The following is a 19,112-nucleotide window of genomic DNA, read 5'->3' on the forward strand; positions in this document are numbered from 1 at the left end:
CTCGACGCCGAGCTCGTGGGCGGCGCGCAGCGGGAAGTGCGGGTCGCGAAGCAGCTCACGAGCCAGCGACACGGCATCCGCCTGGCCGGACGTGATCACCTCGGATGCCTGCCCCGACTCCGTGATGATGCCGACGGCGGAGACCGGGAGACCGGTCGCCCGCTTGATCCGCGCAGCGAACGGCACCTGGTATCCGGGTCCGGCCGGGATGCTCGTCGGCACGTTTCCGCCCGACGAGATGTCGAAGAAGTCGGCTCCGGCGTCTGAGCACCATTCCGCGACGGTGGCGCAGGCGTCCACGTCCCATCCCGTCGGTGCCCAGTCGCTGGCCGAGAACCGTACGAACAACGGCAGCTCGCCGATCGCGTCGCGCACGGCGCGCACGACGCGCAGCAACGCCCTCGCCCGGTTCTCGAGACTTCCGCCGTAGTCGTCGGTGCGCAGATTGCTGGCGGGGGAGAGGAACTCGTGCAGCAGATATCCGTGTGCCGCGTGCACCTCGATCATGCCGAAGCCGGCCTGCACGGCACGGCGCGCCGCATCCGCGAAGGCGTGGACGATGCGATCGATGCCCGCTTCGTCCAGGGCGTCCGGCGCGGCGAGACCGTGGTACGGAATGGTGGACGGCGCGACCGTCGGCCATCCGCCGAGCTCAGCGGGGATCGTCCCCGTGCGCCCGTCCTCACCCCACGGCGACCAGGTCGAGCCCTTGCGGCCGGCGTGCGCGAGCTGGATGCCGGGCACGGCGCCCTGCGACGCGATGAACTCCGTCACCGGCCGCCAGGCATCCAGCTGGGCGTCGTTCCAGATGCCGGTGTCGCGGTCGGAGATGCGTCCCTCCGGCGTGACAGCCGTCGCCTCGGCGATGACGAGCGAGCTCCCGCCCGCCGCAATGGACCCCAGGTGCACCAGGTGCCACGGGGTGGGGACACCGTCCCTGCTCAGCACGGAGTACTGGCACATCGGCGCCGTGAAGATGCGGTTGCGCAGCACGGTTCCGCGCACGTCGATCGGGTCGAAGAGGTCGGCCATGGTCGATCCCTCTACGCCGCCGCTGGCAGCGACTCGAGGAACGCGCGCAGGCCGTCGGCTCCGGTGAACACGTGGCCGGTGATGCCGATGGCCTGCGCACCCTCGACGTTCTCGGCCTTGTTGTCGATGAACACGGCATGTGCCGCATCGATCCCGAGCTCGTCGAGCACGTGCTGGAAGATGGCCGCGTCCGGCTTGACCAGAAGCAGCTCTCCCGAGACGAACACGCGCTCGAACAGCGAGCCGATGAGACCCTGCCTGAAGTAGCTGCCGAAATCCGCGCCCGCGTTCGAGAGCAGGGCGAGCCGGGTGCCGCCGTCGCGAAGGTCGACGAGCACGTCGATCGTGCCGGTGTCGACGCTCAGCCAGCCGCGGAAGTCGGTGACCCACAGCAGGTGCAGCGTGCTCTCCGTCCACGCGGATCCGGTGTCGGCTTCGACGCGGCGCCAGTAGTCGTGGATGCTCAGGGTCCCCTGGTCGAGCTCCGCCCTGTGCTTCCAGTACGACGCCCAGAACGCGTCAGGATCGGTGCCGGCGACCTGGAGCAGAGCCTCCCGGTCGCTCTCGCTCGGCGTGAGGGAGATGACCTCGCCGTAGTCGAAGATGACCACTCGGCCGGGAAGGGAAAGAGGCATGCGCTCGTCGTCTTTCGTGTCGATCGGGTCGTGTCGATCCGGCTCCTCCACCTCGCAAGGGGTGGGAACGGAGCCGTCTGCCAACCTATCGTGAAGGCATGAGCAGCGACGGGGAGCGGGAACGACGGTGGGAGCTCGCGGACTGCCGTGAGTGGATCGCGGTGCCCGGCGAGCACGACGACAAGTACACCAGGGGAGTGCTCGGTGTGGTCACCGGCTCCGACGAGTACCCGGGTGCAGCGGTGCTCGGGGTGGAGGCGGCGTCGCGCACAGGGATCGGCATGGTGCGTTACGTGGGCGATGACGTTCCTGCGCGCACGGTGCTCGGCCGCCGTCCGGAGACGGTGACCGCTGCGGGACGCGTACAGGCCTGGCTGCTGGGATCCGGCATGGACGCCTCACACCGCGACGATGCCAACACAGGCCGATTGCGCGATGCGCTCGGGCAGCAGGTTCCCGCCGTCGTCGACGCCGGCGCTCTCGATCTGATCGACTCGGCGACAGGGCCGGTCGTGATCACCCCGCACTATCGCGAGCTCTCCAGAGTGCTCGCGGACCACGACATCGACGCCTCGGCGGCCGACATCCAGGCGGATGCCCGCGCCTGGGCGATCAGGGCCGCGGAGGCGACGGGCGTCACCGTGCTGCTGAAGGGGCACGTCACCCACGTCGCTGCCCCCGGCGGGCGCGTCATCGACGTCTCGACGGGACCGCAGGCCGGATGGCTCGCCACTGCGGGAAGCGGGGACGTGCTCGGCGGCATCCTCGGAGCCCTCGTGGCGACGCACGCGGACGAGGTCGCTCGAGGCGGCCACGACGCGCTCGCCGAGCTCGCGGCGACGGCTGCGGCGCTGCACGGGGCGGCCGCCGGAGCCTCGACGGATGCGCACGACGGCGGCCCGTTCATGGCGCTCGACCTCGCCGAGGCCATGTCGGGAGTGGTCGGACGTGTGCTGCGCGGTGACCGCTGAGCCTTCGGCCGTCCGGCTGCGAAGAGGGCCTCGATAGCATGAACCACTATGGCGACCGAGACCGCGACAGATGCCGCAGGCGGCGCCTCTGACCTCCCGGCGCCGCAGCGACTCCGACGCGATGTGATCGTCGCGCTCTCCCGCAATCCGTACGCGCTGTGGGGCGCCTTCCTGCTCGTGCACGTGGTGCTCTGGCTTTGCGCGCTGTTCGGCGACGGCATGCCGCTCGGCGATGTCACGATCGTCTACCTGCCGTGGGCTCAGCTCGCGCAGAACGGCTATGCCTTCATGGGCGTCACGGCACCGTGGGTGTACCCCCTCGTGGCCATGGTGCCCGTGCTCATCCCCCTGCTCGCGGGCGCCGAGAACTATGTGATCGCGTGGCTCGCGATGGTGACGATCGTGGATGTCGTCGCCTTCGCCGTGCTCACCGCGCGCGGCCGCCGACGAGCGCTGATCGCGGCCTGGTGGTGGCTCGCCTTCCTGGTGCTGCTCGGTCCCATCGCCGTCGGGCGGCTCGACGCCGTCTCGGTGGCGATCGTGATCGTCGCGGTGGTGTGGCTCGCAGCACGCCCCCGCACGGCATCCGTGCTGCTCGCCGTGGCGATGTGGATCAAGGTGTGGCCGGCGGGGGTCATCCTCGCCGTCGTCGTCGCGGTGAGGCGCCGCTGGCGCGTGATCGGCTACGTGCTGCTGGCGAGCGCCGTGATCGCGATCGTCGGCATGGTGTTCGGCGGGGCGGCCGACCTGTTCAGTTTCGTCACCCAGCAGACCGGCCGCGGGCTGCAGATCGAGGCGCCGGTCAGTGCGCCCTGGCTGTGGGGTGCCGCCCTCCACGCGGACGGCACGATCGTGTACTACGACCAGCGGCTGCTGACCTTCCAGGTGACCGGACGCGGCATCGACGTCGTGAGCGCCGCCATGACCCCCGTTCTCGGCATCGCCGTGCTCGCCGTCACGCTCATCGGAGTGCGCGCCGTCGTCCGGAAGGCGCCGACGGCTCTCGTGCTGCCCCAGCTCGCGCTCGGCATCACCACTGCGCTCATCGCGTTCAACAAGGTCGGCTCGCCGCAGTACATCGACTGGCTGGCCGCGCCGGTCATCCTCGGCATCATCACGGCCGGAAGGCGGTTCCGCACCCCTGCCATCCTCGTCGGCGTGACGGCGGGCCTGACCCAGCTGTTCTACCCCTACCTCTACCTGCAGGTGCTCTACCTCAACGCCTGGATGATCGCCGTCGTGACCGCACGCAACGTGATGCTCTTCGTGGTGCTCGGGTGGGCGGTGGTGGCGCTGTGGCGGACCGGAACGAGAGGACGCTCTGCGGTGACGGCGCTGTCGCGAGCCGCAGAAGCGAGCGATCCCGCCGGGAGGGTGTGGCCGCTCGGCGGCACGGACAGCCGGACGGACACCGGGCCCACGCGCGACCGGAGTTCCCGGGAGACGGCCGCAGAGCCCTCGGCGGACGAGCTCTTTCCCGGCCAGGCCACCTGATCGAACCCGTGGGCAACTCGTCGCCCATCGCTCGGCATCGGGGCGACGACGCACGCAGCGGAGCAGACTGGATGCCGTCACCATCGCAACGAAGGGAACCACCATGCTCGTCGCATTCTCCGTCGCCCCCAGTGGAACAGGTCGCGAAGGCGACTCGGTGCATGACGCCGTAGCCGCGGCCGTGCGCGTGGTGCGGGAATCCGGTCTCCCCAATCGCACCGACTCCATGTTCACCACGATCGAGGGGGAGTGGGACGAGGTGTTCGACGTGATCAAACGGGCGACGGATGCCGTCGGCGAGTACGGATCCCGGGTCTCCCTGGTGCTCAAGGCCGACATCCGGCCGGGTCACACGGGCGAGCTGACCGGCAAGGTCGAACGGCTGGAGCAGGCGCTCAAGGCTCAGGACCGCTGAGCGGCGAATGCTGCTCGCCGGCGGCCGACGCTCGTCCGGCGCCAGCTGAAGGCCGACTCCCGTTCGCCGCGACGACCGACTCCTGCTCGCCGGTGGCTGACGCCGGTCCGGCCGCAACTGAAGGCCGACTCCCGACCTCCGGAACCCCGAGCGTCCGCCGCTGGCGAGGGCGTTCCGCGACGACGCCGACCCGACCTGAGCGCCCGCGCCGCAGCGCATGTCGAATCGTTTCGACTGGAGCGTCGTCGACCTCTACGATGGGTGCATGGCCCCTCGCACCGCCGGGCCGGCGCTCTCGCCGGCCCGCATCCGTCTTGCCCTGCTCGCGCTAGCGTTGGGCGGCTTCGGCATCGGCTCCACGGAGTTCGTCGCTATGGGCCTGCTGCCGAACATGGCGGCCGATCTGCTGCCGCACATCTACGCCACGAACGCCGCCGAGGCTAACGCACAGGCCGGCTGGCTCATCTCGGCGTATGCCCTCGGCGTCGTCGTCGGCGCGCCCACCATCGCCGCTGCCGCAGCACGCTGGCCGCGCAAGCGACTGCTTCTCGCCCTGCTCGTGACGTTCACGCTCGGCACCGTCGCCGCCGCCGTTGCGCCGACGTTCGGTCTCGTGCTCATCGCGCGGTTCATCGCCGCCCTGCCACACGGTGCGTACTTCGGCATCGCGAGCCTCGTCGCGGCGTCGCTCATGGGACCGGGCAAGCGCGGCCGTGGTGTCGCTTTCGTGCTGTCCGGCCTCACCATCGCCAACGTGCTCGGCGTCCCGGTCATCACCTGGGTCGGCCAGCAGGCGGGATGGCGCGTCGCCTACCTGGCCGTCGCCGGGATCTTCGCGCTCACGTTCATCGCCGTGCTCGTCGCGGTGCCGTGGCAGCAGGGCAACCCGGAGGCCACGATGCGGCGCGAGCTGCGCGCGTTCACCCGCGTGCAGGTGTGGTTCGCACTCGCCATCGGCGCGATCGGCTTCGGCGGACTCTTCGCCGTGTATACCTACATCGCCCCCATCGTCACCGAGGTGGCAGGGCTGCCGGAGTGGGGCGTTCCGCTGATCCTGGTGTGCTGCGGCCTCGGGATGACGGCGGGCAACCTCGCGGGCGGCGCGATGGCCGACCGAAGCGTGAAGCGCACCATGATCACGTTCTTCGTCGTGCTCATGATCGCGCTGATCGGCATCGGCGTCCTGGCGCAGAGCTGGGTCGCCCTTGCCGTCGGCGTGTTCCTCGTCGGCGGGTCGTCGGCGGCGATCTCGCCCGCCATCCAGACCCGCCTGATGGATGTGGCGCGCGACAGCCAGTCCATCGCGGCCGCGCTCAACCACTCGGCGCTCAACATCGGAAACTCGCTCGGCGCCTACCTCGGCGGTGCGGCGATCGCGGCAGGGCTGGGCTATCGCGCTCCGGTGTGGGTGGGTCTCGTGCTCTCGGCACTCGGACTGGCGCTGGCGATCGGCACGTTCACGCTCGACCGCGTGCGGGCCGCGCGAGGCATCCCGCTTCCCGGTCACACGGGCGGCATCGCCACCACGGTGCCGACCGAAGCGGTCTGAGCGCCCCTCACCGGCCGAGTCGACGGCTCAGTCGTTCTGGAGCAGGATGCCGTCGAGGATGGCCCGCTTGCGCAGCGCGACCTTGGTGCCGACGTCGAAGCCGGCCACGCGGTACTTCTCCCTGATGCGCTTCAGGTAGCTCTTCGCCGTCTCGTCCGAGATGCCGAGCTTGAAGGCCACCGACTTCACGGGCTCGCCCGCGCCGTACAGCGCCATCACCCTGCGCTCCTGCGCGCTGAGCTTGGGCGATCCGGTCGTGGTCTGGCTCAGGGCGACGTCGAGCTCCTCGGAGATGAACGAGTCGCCGCGCATGGTGGTACGGATGGCCTCCACGATCATGTCGGCCGTCTCGCTCTTGACGATGTAGCCCTGAGCGCCGGCCGCGAGAGCTTCGCGCACCACGTTCGGGTCGGAGTAGGCGCTCATCAGCATGGTGCGGACACCCGCCGCCTTCAGCGCCTGCAGCTTGATCGAGATGGGGATGTTGTCCTTGAGATCAAGGTCGAGCAGCACGACATCGACGGGGAAACGGGCGTGCGTGAGAAGCTCGGGCCAGGTCGCGACAGCCGCAGCGACGTCGATGTCGTCGGCCGCGCTGGTGATCCATTGCGTGAGCGCGGCAAGGAGCATCCGGTGGTCGTCGACGATTGCGATGGTGATCGGAGCTTCATCGTTCTGGTTCACCTGTGCTTACCTTCTTCCGCGCTGTTCCTGACGTTCTTCCGCGCTGTCGCGACGCGCTCGGCCGCGAGGCGTCTCATCGATCGGCCGAGGCATCGACAAGGCAGTCGATCTCAATCCGGACCATAGCCGATTGACCGGTCTCGGTGTATCGCCCCACTCGGCGAATAGCCTCCCACGCCGCGGGATCGATCTGCCGTCGCGGAACACCGGTCGCCTCGATCCGGATCTGCAGGCTGTGCACGTGCGGTCCGGCATCCGCTCCACGGACGATGTGGATGACCAGTGAGGTCGATGACTTCGGAGCGCGTCCCACCAGGAGCCAGATCGCCGAGAACAGGCCGTCGCGTTGCCGAGCGGACAGCGAGGCGGCCAGCCCGTCGGCGTCGTCGATCTCGGTGAGCGGGTCGAGAACTGCCGATTCGGTGACGGCATGCTGCAGCCAGGTCTGCCGTCTGTCTTCGACGAGATGCAATCGCAGCTGCGTCGCGAGCGCTGACGCCCTCGCGGCCGTCTCCTCATCCAGCGGCAGCGTCGCCCGACCGGCCGCCACGTCGTCGAGCAGCTGCTCGGCCGCGAGGTCGAGACGCTCCAGCTCTTCGGATGCCAGCATGCCGACGGCGACGTCGGTGCTCGTCGTGCTCTGGGTCTGGGCGATCTCGGAGTGGAACTGCACGATCGAGCGGAACGAGCGAACGAGGGAGACGCCCACCAGGGGAGGGGCGCACGCGATGGCGATGAACGCGATGCGTGGCGGTATCGAGAGCACGTCCCGCACCTGCAGACCGGTCACGACGATCAGGACGAGCGCGAACGCGCCGGTGGTGAGCAGGATGTCCCGCGGCGGTCTTGTCGTGACCGCCGCCGCCAGCAGGCCGCCCACCCCGATGCACGTTACGGGGAACACGGCGGTCGTGCCCGGATCGAACGACCCGGCGAGATCGAGACCGACGATCAGGGCGCACGCCGCCAAGAGCCCGGCGAATCTGTTCTGCTCGATCGACGCCTCGCGCGCGACGGGCAGGACCCACATGAGCACCGCGACCGCGACGAGCAGCACGACGGCAGCGATGCCGAAACCGATGAGCGGGTACTCGAAGCCCCAGCACAGGAACCGCAGCACGGACGCGGCCACGAGCAGGTCCGCGATCACTGCTGTTCCCACCCGCAGCCGGTTCACTCCCGTGAACACGTGGGTGGCTCGGGCATCGAGCGTGCTCATGCCTTCGGCACCTCCAGCACCACCGTGGTCCCCGAACCGGGAGCGCTGAACAGCCGCGCGTTGCCTCCGACGTCACGCACCCTGGCCACGATCGATTCGGTGAATCCGAGCCGGCCGGGTGACACCGAGCCGGTGTCGAACCCGATCCCCGAGTCGGTGACCATGGCCCGCACCGTGACGTCGTCGTCGGTGATGGTGACGTGCGCCTGCGTCTCGCCGGAGTGTCGACGCACGTTCTCCAGGCACTCGGCGAGGGCGAGCAGGAAGGCATCCAAGGTCTCGGACGGCAGGAGCACGTGACCTGTGCCATGCCACGCGACGTCCAGACCCATCCGCTGGAAGCGCTGCTTGACTGTCTCCAGAGTGTTCCCCAGCGTCGACTCCTGCACCTGCCGGAGCCGGTAGTCTCCGGATGCCGCAGGGTCGGGCGTGTAGCCGAGGCGCAGCTGGCGCAGCAGCGCGGCGTCTTCCGCCGCCTGCGAGCGCAGTGCCTGCTCTCCGACCCCTCGTCCCGAGTGCGCCAGCAACGTGAGCGTGGCGAGCACCGTGTCGTGCAGCAGTCTGGCGCTCTGCCTGCGTCGCGCCTCGAGCTCGCTCGCCTGCCGCTCAGTGCGGTAGGCGTCGCTCATGCCCTCGATGCGGTCGATGGTCTCGGGAACCACGCGCGCCACCCACACCGAGATGCCCGTGCAGAACGCCCAGCTCCCGATGGCGATGAGGAGCGCGGTGACGAACTGGCCGTGCACCGCGAGCAACGTGGGAACGGTGACGGCCATGAGCACGGCGAAGCCGGCGACGAGGATGATGCGTCGCCGCGGTTCGGCTCCCAGGAGGAAGGCGGAACTGGAGGATGCCGCCGCCAGCAACGCGACGACGGCCGTCGCACCGAGTCCGTCGGTCTCTCCGCTCAGGCCGACGACCGCGATGCCGATCACCGCGGCCGCGAGCGTGATGACGACGGGGATCGGGGACGTCCGGCGTCGTAGCGCCGCAGCAGCGGCGAGGATGAGCAGGCAGAGGACGACGACGATGATGGTCGCCTCGATGTCGGAGAGCGCACCGGGAACGAGCGCGGCGACGAGCGCAGTGGAAGCCAGCAGGGTGCTCGCCGTGCTGCTCGCGAAGGCGAGCATGCGATCCCGTTCGGCGACAGTTCGCGCCATCGGTCCTCCTCCCTGCCGCTGGACGTCGCGCTGGTCGGCACCGCAGCGTGGTACGACGGGCGCGGTGCGTCCCGGTGGCCGGCGATCGGCTCGGAGCCCTCGGCCGCTCGCGCCTGCCTGACGGTCGTCCGGTCCCGATCGCACGGACAATACACAGATTAGGTCACGCCGGACGAGGTGCACGTCGCCTGCCGTTCCCGGTGGAGAGACGGCCGCACGCGACGGCGCGGCCTCAGGAATCGAGCAGACGGCGCAGCGGCGGACCGATGAGCTCGTCCTCGATGAGGAAGGCGTCGTGTCCGAACGGAGAGTGGATCACGATCGGGTCTGACCCGTGGATGCTGTTGCGCAGCCCTGCCGCGATCACCTGTTGACCCTCGACTCCGTACAGGCGATCGCTGTCGATGCCGAGCACCAGCGAGCGAGCGGTGACGCGATCGAGGGCGGAGTCCACGCCGCCTCTGCCGCGGCCGATGTCGTGCGACGTCATGGCGTTCACGACGGTGATGTAGCTGTTGGCGTCGAAACGTCTCGTGAACTTGTTGCCGTGGAAGTCGAGGTACGACTCGACGGCGAACCGGCCGCCTGCGCCGAGCGGGCTGATTCCGCTCTGCCAGCTGCGCTGGAATCGCTCGTTGAGCTCGTTCGCGCTCCGGTAGTTCAGCAGCGCCATCCTGCGCGCGAGCGCGAGGCCGGCATGCGGGCCATCCCCGTCTTCCGCGTCGTAGTAGCGACCGCCGCGGAAGAGAGGGTCGGCGCGGATCGCCTCGATCTGCACCGAGTTGAGCGCGATCTGGTCTGCCGTGGAGAACGGGGGAGCGGCGAGCACGGCCACGCGCTCCAGGCGGTCTGGAAAGCCCACCGCCCACTCCAGCGCGTGCATCCCGCCCATGGATCCGCCGATCACGGCGGCCCAGCTCCGGATGCCGAGCCGGTCTGCCAGTGCCGCCTGCGCGTTCACCTGGTCTCGGATGGTGGTGTACGGAAAGCGAGGACCCCACTCGATGCCATCGGGCGCGAGGGATGCCGGGCCGGTGGAGCCCTGGCATCCGCCGACCATGTTCGGCGCGACGACGAACCAGCGCTCGGTGTCGATCGCGAGACCGGGGCCGACGATGCCGTTCCACCAGCCGGATGTCGCGTGCCCCGGACCCGCATCGCCTGCGACGTGGCTGTCGCCGGTCAGGGCGTGCAAAACGAGAACGGCGTTGCCTCTGTCGGCGTCGAGCGTTCCCCACGTCTCGTACGCGATCACGACGTCGGAGAGGCTGCGCCCGCTCTCGAAGGCGAGCGGACCGACACGGGCGAAGAGCCGTTCGCCTAGCGGGTCGCCCTCTCGCCACGCGCCCGTCGCGCGCGGCTTGCCGAGCAGCGAGCGCGCCTGCGCGTCGGTGATGAAGCTCGACGGCACGGTGTCTTCTGAGGTCTGCCAGTCCATGGTGAGGTCAATTCTCCCGCCCGTGGCACGCCGCTTCGGTCGTGTTACGAGCACGGGGCCGCGATGCCCGACGGGGCAGGCCGGCGAGAACACGACAAGGACCCGGCGAGTGCCGGGCCCCTGTCGTGGTTCGGTTGTTACGCGGACTGCGCCCGCGGTGCGCTATGCGGTGACGCTGTCCGAGCGGGTGGCGGCGCGCGCAGCGGCCAGGCCGTTTTCCAGATCGGCCTTCAGGTCGTCGATGTTCTCGAGTCCGACCGAGAGGCGCACGAGTCCAGGCGTGACGCCCGCCGTGAGCTGCTCCTCCGGGGAGAGCTGGGAGTGCGTGGTCGACGCCGGGTGGATCACCAGCGACCTCACGTCGCCGATGTTGGCCAGGTGGCTGAACAGGTCGAGGTTGTCGACCAGCGCGCGGCCGGCATCCACCCCGCCCTTGAGCTCGAACGACAGAACCGCGCCGACGCCCTTGGGGGCGTACTTGTTGGCGGATGCGTACCACGGGCTGGTCGGGAGCCCGGCGTAGTTGACGGAGGCGACGTCGGGGTGGCTTTCCAGGAACTCGGCGATCTCCTGCGCGTTCTGCACGTGACGCTCGACGCGCAGCGACAACGTCTCGATGCCCTGGATGAGCAGCCATGCGCTGTTCGGGGCGATGGCGGAGCCGAGGTCGCGCAGCAGCTGCACCCGGGCCTTGATGATGTATGCGAGCCCGTCTCCGACCGCCTGCGTGTAGCTGACGCCATGGTAGGACTCGTCGGGCTCGGTGAGGCCGGGGAACTTGTCGACGTGCTTCGACCACTCGAAGTGGCCTCCGTCGACGAGGACGCCGCCGATGGTGGTGCCGTGGCCGCCGAGGAACTTGGTGGCCGAGTGGATGACGATGTCCGCACCGTGCTCGAACGGCCGGATGAGGTAGGGCGTCGCGATCGTGTTGTCCACGATCAGCGGCACGTCGTTCTCGTGCGCGATGCCCGCGATCGTCTCGATGTCGAGGATGTTCACCTTGGGGTTGCCGACCGTCTCGGCGAAGAACAGCTTCGTGTTGGGCCGGATGGCGCGGCGCCACTCCTCCGGGTCGTCCTGGTTCTCCACGAACGTGGTCTCGATGCCCAGCTTGCCCAGCGTGTACTTGAACAGGTTGTACGTGCCGCCGTAGATGGAGCTGGACGAGACGATGTGGTCGCCGGCCTGAGCGATGTTGAGCACGGCGAACGTGGATGCCGACTGCCCCGACGACAGGAGCAGGGCGCCGGTTCCGCCCTCGAGCGCCGCGACGCGCTCTTCGACCACGGCCTGCGTCGGGTTCTGGATGCGCGTGTAGATGTTGCCGAACTCAGCAAGAGCGAACAGGTTCTTGGCGTGGTCCGAGCTGTTGAACACGTACGAGGTCGTCTGGTAGATCGGGGTCGCCCTGGCGTTGGTCACCGGGTCGGGGGCCGCCCCGGCGTGGATCTGCTTGGTCTCGAACTGCCACTGGGCTGCGTCGGTCATGGTCCTACTTCCGATCGGTACTCGGGTGTGCCATCGGGGCACGTCTGCTGTTGGGGTCGGCGTCGTTGCCGCGCCTGCTATGACCTCAGGCTAGACGCGCCGCCGTTCAGGGTTCAAAAGCCGCGAAACACGGCGTAATCGGGCATCCTGCGTCGCATCGGCCTCAGGCCGAGCCGTCCCGTGCGGCCTTCTCGGCAGGGGCCGCGGTCCGTGTGTCCGCACCGGCCGGGGTCGCGGTCGGTGTGTCCGCGCGGGCCGCTGCCGCCGTGGAGTCGCGCGGAACGGTCGCCCCTTGTGCCTCGCCTCGTCCACGACCGGCGGTGACGGCCGGTATGCGGTGTTCCTCGTCGTTCAGCAGCACCGTTCCGGGTGGCACGGGCACGTCGGGAGCGCTCGGCGGCGGGATCTGCGCGAGCGCCTGTTTTCGGAACAGCCAGGGGAAGTCCGGCTCGATCACCCAGTGGAACGCCTTCTTGATGAAGGGCTGGGACAGGAAGACCGAGATCGCGATTGCCAGCAGGATCATGCCGATCAGCACGAACGGCGACGGCTGGTGGTCGAGCACGCCGGACTCGCGCAGCGGATAGAGGAAGAAGGTGTGCAGGAGGTAGATGTACATCGTGGCTGCGCCCCACGTGGTGAACACCACCTTGCGTCGGGGGACGAGCGTGAGGAAGGCGAGCGTGAGCAGAGCCCCCATGGCGAGAACGAGGATGCGGACGCCGCCCGCCCACCACTGGTCGTAGCCGAAGCTGTCGTACTGCTCGTCGTAGAGCAGGAAGCGGCGGATCAGCAGGTCGCGCCACACGTCGATGTAGGCGCCGAGGAAGAAGAGCACGATGCCGAAGACGGCGACGGCCCCCGCCCGCCACCGCCATGCGACGGCCGAGCGGAGCTGGATCCAACGCTTGGTGATGTTCCAGTGCCGAAGCCTCCAGCCGAGCACGAAGAACGGCAGCAGGCCGGCCACACGGGCCAGGGCGAGCGTGCTGTCTACGTTGTGCAGGTATCCGGCCGCGACGGAGATGACGAGAGCGAACGCCATGGGGAACCTGAGCATCACGAGGTAGGGCAGCGCGACCCGCCAGATGCCCAGTGCGATCAGGAACCACAGCGTCCAGCTCGCCGTCGTGTAGTCGAGGCTCAGCTTGCCCCTGACCGCCCAGTCGATCAGGCTCCACACCGTCTCGAAGACGAGGTAGGGGAACACGATGTCGGTCAGCAGCCGCTTCACGCCCCGGTAGCCGGGTGGCTGGGCCTTGGCGAAGTAGCCGCACACCGTCACGAAGACGGGCACATGGAACAGATAGATGAAGAGGTACAGCGTGTAGGCGGTGTCGGAATCCGCGATGAGCTTCAGGATGGCGTGTCCGATCACCACCTGGGTGATGGCCAGCCAGCGGGCGTTGTCCCAGTAGGCGACCCGAACCTTTCGAGGCGTCGTCGTCTTGATCCGTTCGGCGATCGTCATCCCGTCCAGGCTAGGGCGGCGGCCTTGGGATCCGCTATGTCGACGGGCGCCCTTGACGGCCGCCACAATGGAGGGCATGGCATCCAGACGGGCAGTGGTGACGGGAGCGAGCACGGGCATCGGAGAGGCCACCGTGCGATTGCTGAGGCGGAACGGATGGGGCGTGGTCGCCGTCGCGAGGCGCGCCGACCGGCTCGGGGCGCTGGCCGCCGAGACCGGCGCCGAGGCGTTCCCCGCCGACATCACGGTGCAGGGCGACGTGGAGGCGTTGCGCGACCGTCTCGCCGCGACCGGCGGAGTGCACGCGCTGGTGAACAACGCGGGAGGGGCGCGCGGTCTCGACTCGGTGGAGAAGTCGTCGATCGACGACTGGAAGTGGATGTACGAGGTCAACGTGCTCGGCACCAAGCGCGTCGTCTCGGTGCTGCTGCCGCTCCTTCGCGAACGAGCGGATGCCGACGGCCACGCCGACATCGTCAACGTCACGTCGATCGCCGGCCACAACGTCTACGTGGGCGGTGGCGGATACAACGCCGCGAAGTTCGCCGAGCACGCTCTCACCGAGGTGCTGCGCCTCGAGCTGAACGGCGAGCCCATCCGGGTGATCGAGGTGGCGCCGGGAATGGTGCGGACAGAGGAGTTCTCGCTCTCGCGGTTCTCCGGAGACCGGGAACGGGCCGATGCGGTCTACGCCGACATTCCCGACCCGCTGAGCGCTGACGACGTGGCGTACACCATCGTCGACGCCGTTGAGCGTCCGCCGCACGTCGACCTCGACCTCATCGTCGTCAAGCCGGTCGCCCAGGCGGCCTCTCATCGGCTGCACCACGGCCCGCTGCGTGTCGCGAGCCGGGACTGACGCATGTCGTCGACGGGCCAGCCCGACGACGCGCGATCGCGCGCCGTGCGCGCCTGGGAGAGATGGAGCTCCTGGCCGTTCCTCGTGCTGTCGGTCGTGTTCATCGTGTGCTACAGCATCCGCTGTCTCGACCCGGCGATCGGGTTGAACGAACGCACGCTGCTGAGGGTCGTGCTCACCACGATCTGGGTCGTCTTCGTGGTCGACTACGTCGTGCGGCTCATCCTCGCCGACCGCAAGGGCGCGTTCGTGCGGGCCAACGTGCCCGACCTTCTCGCGGCGCTCATCCCGATCTTCCGCCCCTTCCGGCTGCTGGGGGAGTTGCGCAGGATCTCGTTCTTCCGAAGACACAGCGGGTCGGCGGTGCGTGCGCGCGTCGTGGCCTACTCGCTGGGCTTCGTGGTGCTGTGGGTCTACACCATCGCCGTCACCGTCGTCGCGGCGGAACGCGGTGCGCACGGCGCGACCATCCTCAGCCTCGGCGACGCCATCTACTGGGCCGTCGTCACGATCTCCACTGTCGGCTACGGGGACATGGTGCCGGTGACCACTTTCGGCCGGGTGCTGGCCGTCATGCTCATGCTGAGCGGTATCCTCATCGTCGGCGTCACGACGGCCACCGTCGTGTCGTACTTCAACGAGACGATCCGGCGCCGCGTCGCGCCGCCTTCCGACCACGGCATCGACGCGTCCGCGGCCGCCGACGAGAAGGAGACCCGATGAGCGTGTTCCTGGTGGGCGGCGGCTTCCGCGACGGCTATGAGGAGGCGGTCTACGGCGGATTCGTGGCCGAAGCCGTCGCGCGAGCCGGTGACGAGCGGCCCGCCGTGATCGTCGTGCTCACGGTGCGTGAGGATGCCCACCCCGGCCACGGAGAGACGCTCGCGTCCGTGGTGCGCCGGGTGGCGGGCAGCCGTGACGTCATCGTCGAGACGACCGTGGTCGCCGAGGGCGACGTGATGCCGGCCTCCGCGCTCGACGGGGCGGACGGCATCCTGGTCGGCGGTGGTCTCACGCCCGCCTACCTCAGTGCGTTCGCCTCGCTGGCGGAGCGGGTACGGAACGAGGTGGAGTCCGGAGTTCCGTATCTCGGGTTCTCGGCAGGCGCCATGATCGCACCCGACAGGGCGCTGCTCGGCGGCTGGCTGATCGGCGGCATCGAGGTCGTCGGCCAGGACGCGGCAGAAGACCTCGATGAGTTGACGATCGACGACGGCCTCGGCCTGATCGACGTCACCGTCGACGTGCATGCCGTGCAGTGGGGGAACCTGTCGCGCGCGATCGCGGCCGTCGACTCCGGCGCGCTCGACGAGCTGATCGCGATCGACGAGGCGACCGTGCTGGCCGTGGGCTCGGGTCCGTTGCGCTCCGGCGGCGCGGGCACGGTCTGGGTCGTCACGAAGGACGACCGCGGCGTGCTCGTGCGGAGCATGCGGTAGGACCGGCAACGGCCCTGGAGCGAGCAGGATGGCGAAGACACTCACCCAGCTGGCGGCAGACGGTGCGATGGATCCCGGGTGGGCAACGGCGCTGCAGCCCGTCGCCGGCGACATCGCCGCCATGGGCGACTGGCTCAGGCAGGAGGTGGCGTCGGGCCGCTCGTATCTGCCGGTGGGGGCGAACGTGCTCAGGGCGTTCCGCTATCCACTCGCCGACGTGCGCGTGCTCATCGTCGGGCAGGACCCGTATCCCACTCCAGGGCATCCGATCGGGCTCTCGTTCGCCGTGGACCGCCACGTGAGGCCCGTGCCGCGCAGCCTGCAGAACATCTACCGAGAGCTGCGCAGCGACCTGGGACTGCAGCCGCCGGAACACGGCGACCTGACGGCGTGGAGCGAGCACGGCATCATGCTGCTCAACCGCGTGCTGACCGTGCGTCCAGGTGCCCCTGCCTCGCATCGCGGTGCCGGCTGGGAGCGTGTCACCGAGCACGCGATCCGCGCGCTCGTGGAGCGGGGCACGCCGCTCGTCGCCATCCTGTGGGGGAGGGATGCCGCCGGCCTGCGCCCGCTGCTCGGAACGACACCCGTGATCGCGTCGGCGCACCCGAGTCCGCTCTCGGCCGACCGCGGCTTCTTCGGCTCCAGGCCGTTCAGCAGGGCCAACGAGCTGCTCGCGCGGCAGGGTGCTCAACCCGTCGACTGGTCGCTCGACGACGCCTGATCGCCGTGCTCCGGTGACCGGGTGGTCGTGCTCGCCGGCGAGAGAGCGTCTGGTGACGGATCCGGACGTCATCCGTGCCGGTCGGCGACGAGCATCCCGGTGAGCAGCTCGGTGAGGATGCGACGCAGTCGCGGCTCGACCTCGACGATCGCGTGGCCGAGGCGAGGGTCGCTACGGTAGAGCCGCGCGATCTCCGGACCCGGTGTGGAGATCTGCCAGAAGGCGCCGGCGAGTGCCGTCGCGGTGGCGACGACATCGACCCCGTCGCGGGCGGACAGACCGGGCAGCGCTCGCCGCATGGACTCGACGATCGAGTCCAACTCCTCGTGCGTGACGTACTTGAAGCGCCGAACGGCCTCGACCGACACATTGCGCTCGAGGTTCATCGGCGCTTGCGCGAGGAGATCGCAGAACATCCCGCGAGCGGCGAGCGTGCGCGCGAACGCCGCGCCCACCTGCTCGGCGTCCGGTGCAACGAGCCCGTCGATCGCGGCGCGCAGCTCAGGTGCCCACGCCCGCCACCCGTCGGCCGTCAGGCGGAGGAAGATCTCCTCCCTCGTCTCGAAGTAGCGCAGCAGCGCGGACTTGTGCATTCCGACGGCGTCGGCGATGTCGGTGAGCGTGACCTGCCTGATGCCGGAGACCGCACCGAGCTCACACGCGGCGGACAGGATCGCCTCTTCCCTGGCGAGCTTGGCTTCGGGACTGCGGGCTCGCTGGAATTCCTGCTCGTGAAGCGTGGCGGAGCGAGGAACGGCGCCGCCGACCGCATCCGCTTTGCCTGGCCGTCGCGCGTCATCCATGACGACAGCTTAGCAAAACAGTGTTGACTAAATAAGAGAACGGTGTTTTACTAATGGGATGAACGACATCAGGACCCCGACCAAGACGTGGCTCATCACTGGTTCGTCGAGAGGCTTCGGCCGCGCGCTCGTGCGCGCGGTGCTCGAAGCGGGCGACCGCGTCGCCGCCACGGCCAGACGACCGGAACAGCTCGACGAGCTCGTCGCCGAATACGGCGACCGCGTGCTGCCCCTCAGGCTCGACGTGACGGATGCCGCAGCCGTCGCGCGCGCGATCGCCGACACGGTCGACCACTTCGGTCGCATCGACGTCGTGGTGAACAACGCCGGGTACGCCAACGTGGCACCCATCGAGACGGGTGACGACGAGGACTTCCGTGCGCAGTTCGAGACGAACTTCTGGGGCGTCTACAACGTCTCGAAGGCGGTGATCCCCGTGCTCCGGAACCAGGGCGGCGGCCTCATCCTGCAGTTCTCCTCGGTCGGAGGACGAGTCGGGGGATCGGCGGGAATCGCCTCGTACCAGGCGGCGAAGTTCGCCATCGACGGGTTCAGCCGGGTGCTGCGTTCCGAGACCGAGCCGTTCGGCATCAGGGTCGTCGTCGTGGAACCGAGCGGATTCCGCACCGACTGGGCGGGCAGCTCCATGAACGTCGCCTCGATGCCGCAGGAGTACTCGGCCATCGCCGACCGGTACGCGGCCGCCGGCGATGCCGGATCGAGCCTGCAGGCCGGCGATCCGGAGCGTGCGGCGGAGATCCTGGTCAGGCTGTCGCGTCGCCGCGATCTGCCGCGCAACCTGCCGCTCGGTGCGAACGCCGCTGCGTTCTCGATCGCGTTCGATCGCGCTCAGCTCGAAAGCGATCTCGCGTGGCAGCAGGTGAGCAAGTCGGCGGACTTTGCACACGAGTACCCCGTGGAGTTCCCGCCGGAACGGGTCGCCTGACGAGGGCGGTGCTCGTTCCGGCCGCTGCGTTCCGCCCCGTCGACGTGAAACAGCGGCGCAACATGCGGCGATTACGCTGGACGGCGTGCTGGAAGAGGAATACGAGACGCGCCGGATGCCGCCACCGCATCTGCGCAGACGCGAGCCGCCGGAAGCGCCGTTCGCCTACGAGATCAGGGCGGCGAGGCCGGCCGATCTTCCGCACATCCGCGAGATCTACAACTACTACGTGACCAACAGCACGGTGACGTTCGACGAAGATGCCATGACGCTCAAGGAATGGAAGTCCAAGTACGCGTACCTGACGAAGCTGGGCATGCCGTTCCTCGTCGCCGAGTCGCCGCGAGGTCAGATCCTCGGCTACGCCCTCGTCACACCGTGGAAGCAGAAGAAGGCGTACCGGTTCACGGTAGAGAACTCGATCTACCTGGGCCAGGCGTCGACGGGCAAGGGCCTCGGAACGGCGCTCATGACGGCCTTGTTGGACGCGTCGAAGCAGGCCGGGCTCAAGGAGATGGTCGCGGTGATCGCAGACCAGGGGGCCGACGCATCCATTGCGATGCACAAGGCGTTCGGCTTCAAAGAGGTGGGTAGCATGGGCCACGTCGGCTTCAAGTTCGGGCGTTGGCTCGGCACCGTGCTCATGCAGAAGAGCCTCAAGTAGTTCGTCGGGCGCCGGCGCGCCGACGCCGCGACCTCACGAGGCCGGCGGCGGAAGGACGACGACGCGTCGCGGCCTAGACGACGACAGACGATCGAGGCCTGCCGGCATCCCTTGG

The 19,112-nt window shown here is 69.0% G+C and carries 19 protein-coding genes; 10 read left to right on the plus strand and 9 right to left on the minus strand.

Features of this window, described 5'->3' with window-relative positions; genetic code table 11:
* On the minus strand, positions 1-1,032 hold a 1,032-nt coding region (locus tag VHB92_RS01195; protein ID WP_325450556.1), incomplete at its 3' end, for an NADH:flavin oxidoreductase/NADH oxidase.
* A gap of 11 nt (positions 1,033-1,043) precedes the next feature.
* Positions 1,044-1,667, minus strand: coding sequence for an HAD family phosphatase (locus tag VHB92_RS01200; RefSeq protein ID WP_325450558.1), 624 nt, complete (start codon positions 1,665-1,667; stop codon positions 1,044-1,046).
* A 98-nt stretch (positions 1,668-1,765) separates the two neighbouring features.
* Here VHB92_RS01200 and VHB92_RS01205 point away from each other — a divergent pair, with 98 nt between their 5' ends.
* The 4 genes from VHB92_RS01205 to VHB92_RS01220 all read left to right on the plus strand — a co-directional run bounded on the left by VHB92_RS01205 (position 1,766) and on the right by VHB92_RS01220 (position 6,096).
* Positions 1,766-2,638, plus strand: a complete 873-nt coding sequence (locus tag VHB92_RS01205; RefSeq protein WP_325450560.1) for an ADP/ATP-dependent (S)-NAD(P)H-hydrate dehydratase — start codon at positions 1,766-1,768, stop codon at positions 2,636-2,638.
* Between the two features lie 48 nt (positions 2,639-2,686).
* Positions 2,687-4,132, plus strand: a complete 1,446-nt coding sequence (locus tag VHB92_RS01210; RefSeq protein WP_325450562.1) for a glycosyltransferase 87 family protein — start codon at positions 2,687-2,689, stop codon at positions 4,130-4,132.
* A 103-nt stretch (positions 4,133-4,235) separates the two neighbouring features.
* Positions 4,236-4,547 (plus strand): thiamine-binding protein, encoded by a 312-nt coding sequence (locus VHB92_RS01215; protein WP_325450564.1) that lies wholly within the window; start codon positions 4,236-4,238, stop codon positions 4,545-4,547.
* A gap of 265 nt (positions 4,548-4,812) precedes the next feature.
* Positions 4,813-6,096, plus strand: coding sequence for an MFS transporter (locus VHB92_RS01220; RefSeq protein WP_325450566.1), 1,284 nt, complete (start codon positions 4,813-4,815; stop codon positions 6,094-6,096).
* 27 nt (positions 6,097-6,123) lie between these two features.
* On the opposite strand, the gene VHB92_RS01225 is transcribed toward VHB92_RS01220, so the two are convergent.
* From VHB92_RS01225 to VHB92_RS01250, 6 genes are all read right to left on the minus strand, one after another.
* Positions 6,124-6,780: a response regulator gene (locus VHB92_RS01225; protein ID WP_325450568.1), complete on the minus strand. Its 657-nt coding sequence runs from the start codon at positions 6,778-6,780 to the stop codon at positions 6,124-6,126.
* A gap of 73 nt (positions 6,781-6,853) precedes the next feature.
* Positions 6,854-7,999, minus strand: a complete 1,146-nt coding sequence (locus tag VHB92_RS01230) for a hypothetical protein (RefSeq protein ID WP_325450570.1) — start codon at positions 7,997-7,999, stop codon at positions 6,854-6,856.
* Complete coding sequence (locus tag VHB92_RS01235) at positions 7,996-9,162, minus strand: sensor histidine kinase (RefSeq protein ID WP_325450572.1); 1,167 nt, start codon at positions 9,160-9,162, stop codon at positions 7,996-7,998. The genes VHB92_RS01230 and VHB92_RS01235 overlap by 4 nt, the downstream gene beginning before the upstream one ends.
* Positions 9,163-9,394: 232 nt before the next feature.
* Positions 9,395-10,600, minus strand: coding sequence for a homoserine O-acetyltransferase MetX (gene metX / locus VHB92_RS01240; protein ID WP_325450574.1), 1,206 nt, complete (start codon positions 10,598-10,600; stop codon positions 9,395-9,397).
* A 162-nt stretch (positions 10,601-10,762) separates the two neighbouring features.
* Positions 10,763-12,091, minus strand: a complete 1,329-nt coding sequence (locus VHB92_RS01245; RefSeq protein WP_325450576.1) for a bifunctional o-acetylhomoserine/o-acetylserine sulfhydrylase — start codon at positions 12,089-12,091, stop codon at positions 10,763-10,765.
* A 163-nt stretch (positions 12,092-12,254) separates the two neighbouring features.
* Entirely contained in the window at positions 12,255-13,562 is a 1,308-nt protein-coding gene (locus VHB92_RS01250) for an acyltransferase family protein (protein ID WP_325450578.1), read from the minus strand.
* A 76-nt stretch (positions 13,563-13,638) separates the two neighbouring features.
* Here VHB92_RS01250 and VHB92_RS01255 point away from each other — a divergent pair, with 76 nt between their 5' ends.
* From VHB92_RS01255 to VHB92_RS01270, 4 genes are read left to right on the plus strand one after another with little or no spacing between them, the layout of a single operon-like run.
* Entirely contained in the window at positions 13,639-14,421 is a 783-nt protein-coding gene (locus tag VHB92_RS01255; protein WP_325450580.1) for an SDR family oxidoreductase, read from the plus strand.
* Positions 14,422-14,424: 3 nt separating this feature from the next.
* The gene (locus VHB92_RS01260) at positions 14,425-15,144 is read left to right on the plus strand and encodes a potassium channel family protein (protein ID WP_325450582.1); all 720 of its coding nucleotides are present in this window, start codon (positions 14,425-14,427) and stop codon (positions 15,142-15,144) included.
* Positions 15,141-15,860, plus strand: a complete 720-nt coding sequence (locus VHB92_RS01265; protein ID WP_325450584.1) for a Type 1 glutamine amidotransferase-like domain-containing protein — start codon at positions 15,141-15,143, stop codon at positions 15,858-15,860. Before VHB92_RS01260 ends, VHB92_RS01265 begins: the two co-directional genes overlap by 4 nt.
* Before the next feature lie 28 nt (positions 15,861-15,888).
* The gene (locus tag VHB92_RS01270) at positions 15,889-16,584 is read left to right on the plus strand and encodes a uracil-DNA glycosylase (protein WP_325450586.1); all 696 of its coding nucleotides are present in this window, start codon (positions 15,889-15,891) and stop codon (positions 16,582-16,584) included.
* Between the two features lie 68 nt (positions 16,585-16,652).
* Here the strand turns inward: VHB92_RS01270 and VHB92_RS01275 are convergent, their stop codons facing one another.
* A complete protein-coding gene (locus tag VHB92_RS01275) occupies positions 16,653-17,387 on the minus strand; it encodes a TetR/AcrR family transcriptional regulator (protein WP_325450588.1) in 735 nt (244 codons plus the stop codon).
* 58 nt (positions 17,388-17,445) lie between these two features.
* On the opposite strand from VHB92_RS01275, the gene VHB92_RS01280 reads away from it, so the two are divergent.
* Together VHB92_RS01280 and VHB92_RS01285 are read left to right on the plus strand one after the other, a co-directional pair.
* Entirely contained in the window at positions 17,446-18,333 is an 888-nt protein-coding gene (locus VHB92_RS01280) for an SDR family NAD(P)-dependent oxidoreductase (protein ID WP_325450590.1), read from the plus strand.
* An 85-nt stretch (positions 18,334-18,418) separates the two neighbouring features.
* A complete protein-coding gene (locus VHB92_RS01285) occupies positions 18,419-18,997 on the plus strand; it encodes a GNAT family N-acetyltransferase (RefSeq protein WP_325450592.1) in 579 nt (192 codons plus the stop codon).
* The last annotated feature ends 115 nt before the right edge of the window (positions 18,998-19,112 follow it).

It is taken from the genome of Humibacter sp. (assembly GCF_035547335.1).
Taxonomy (GTDB): domain Bacteria; phylum Actinomycetota; class Actinomycetes; order Actinomycetales; family Microbacteriaceae; genus Humibacter.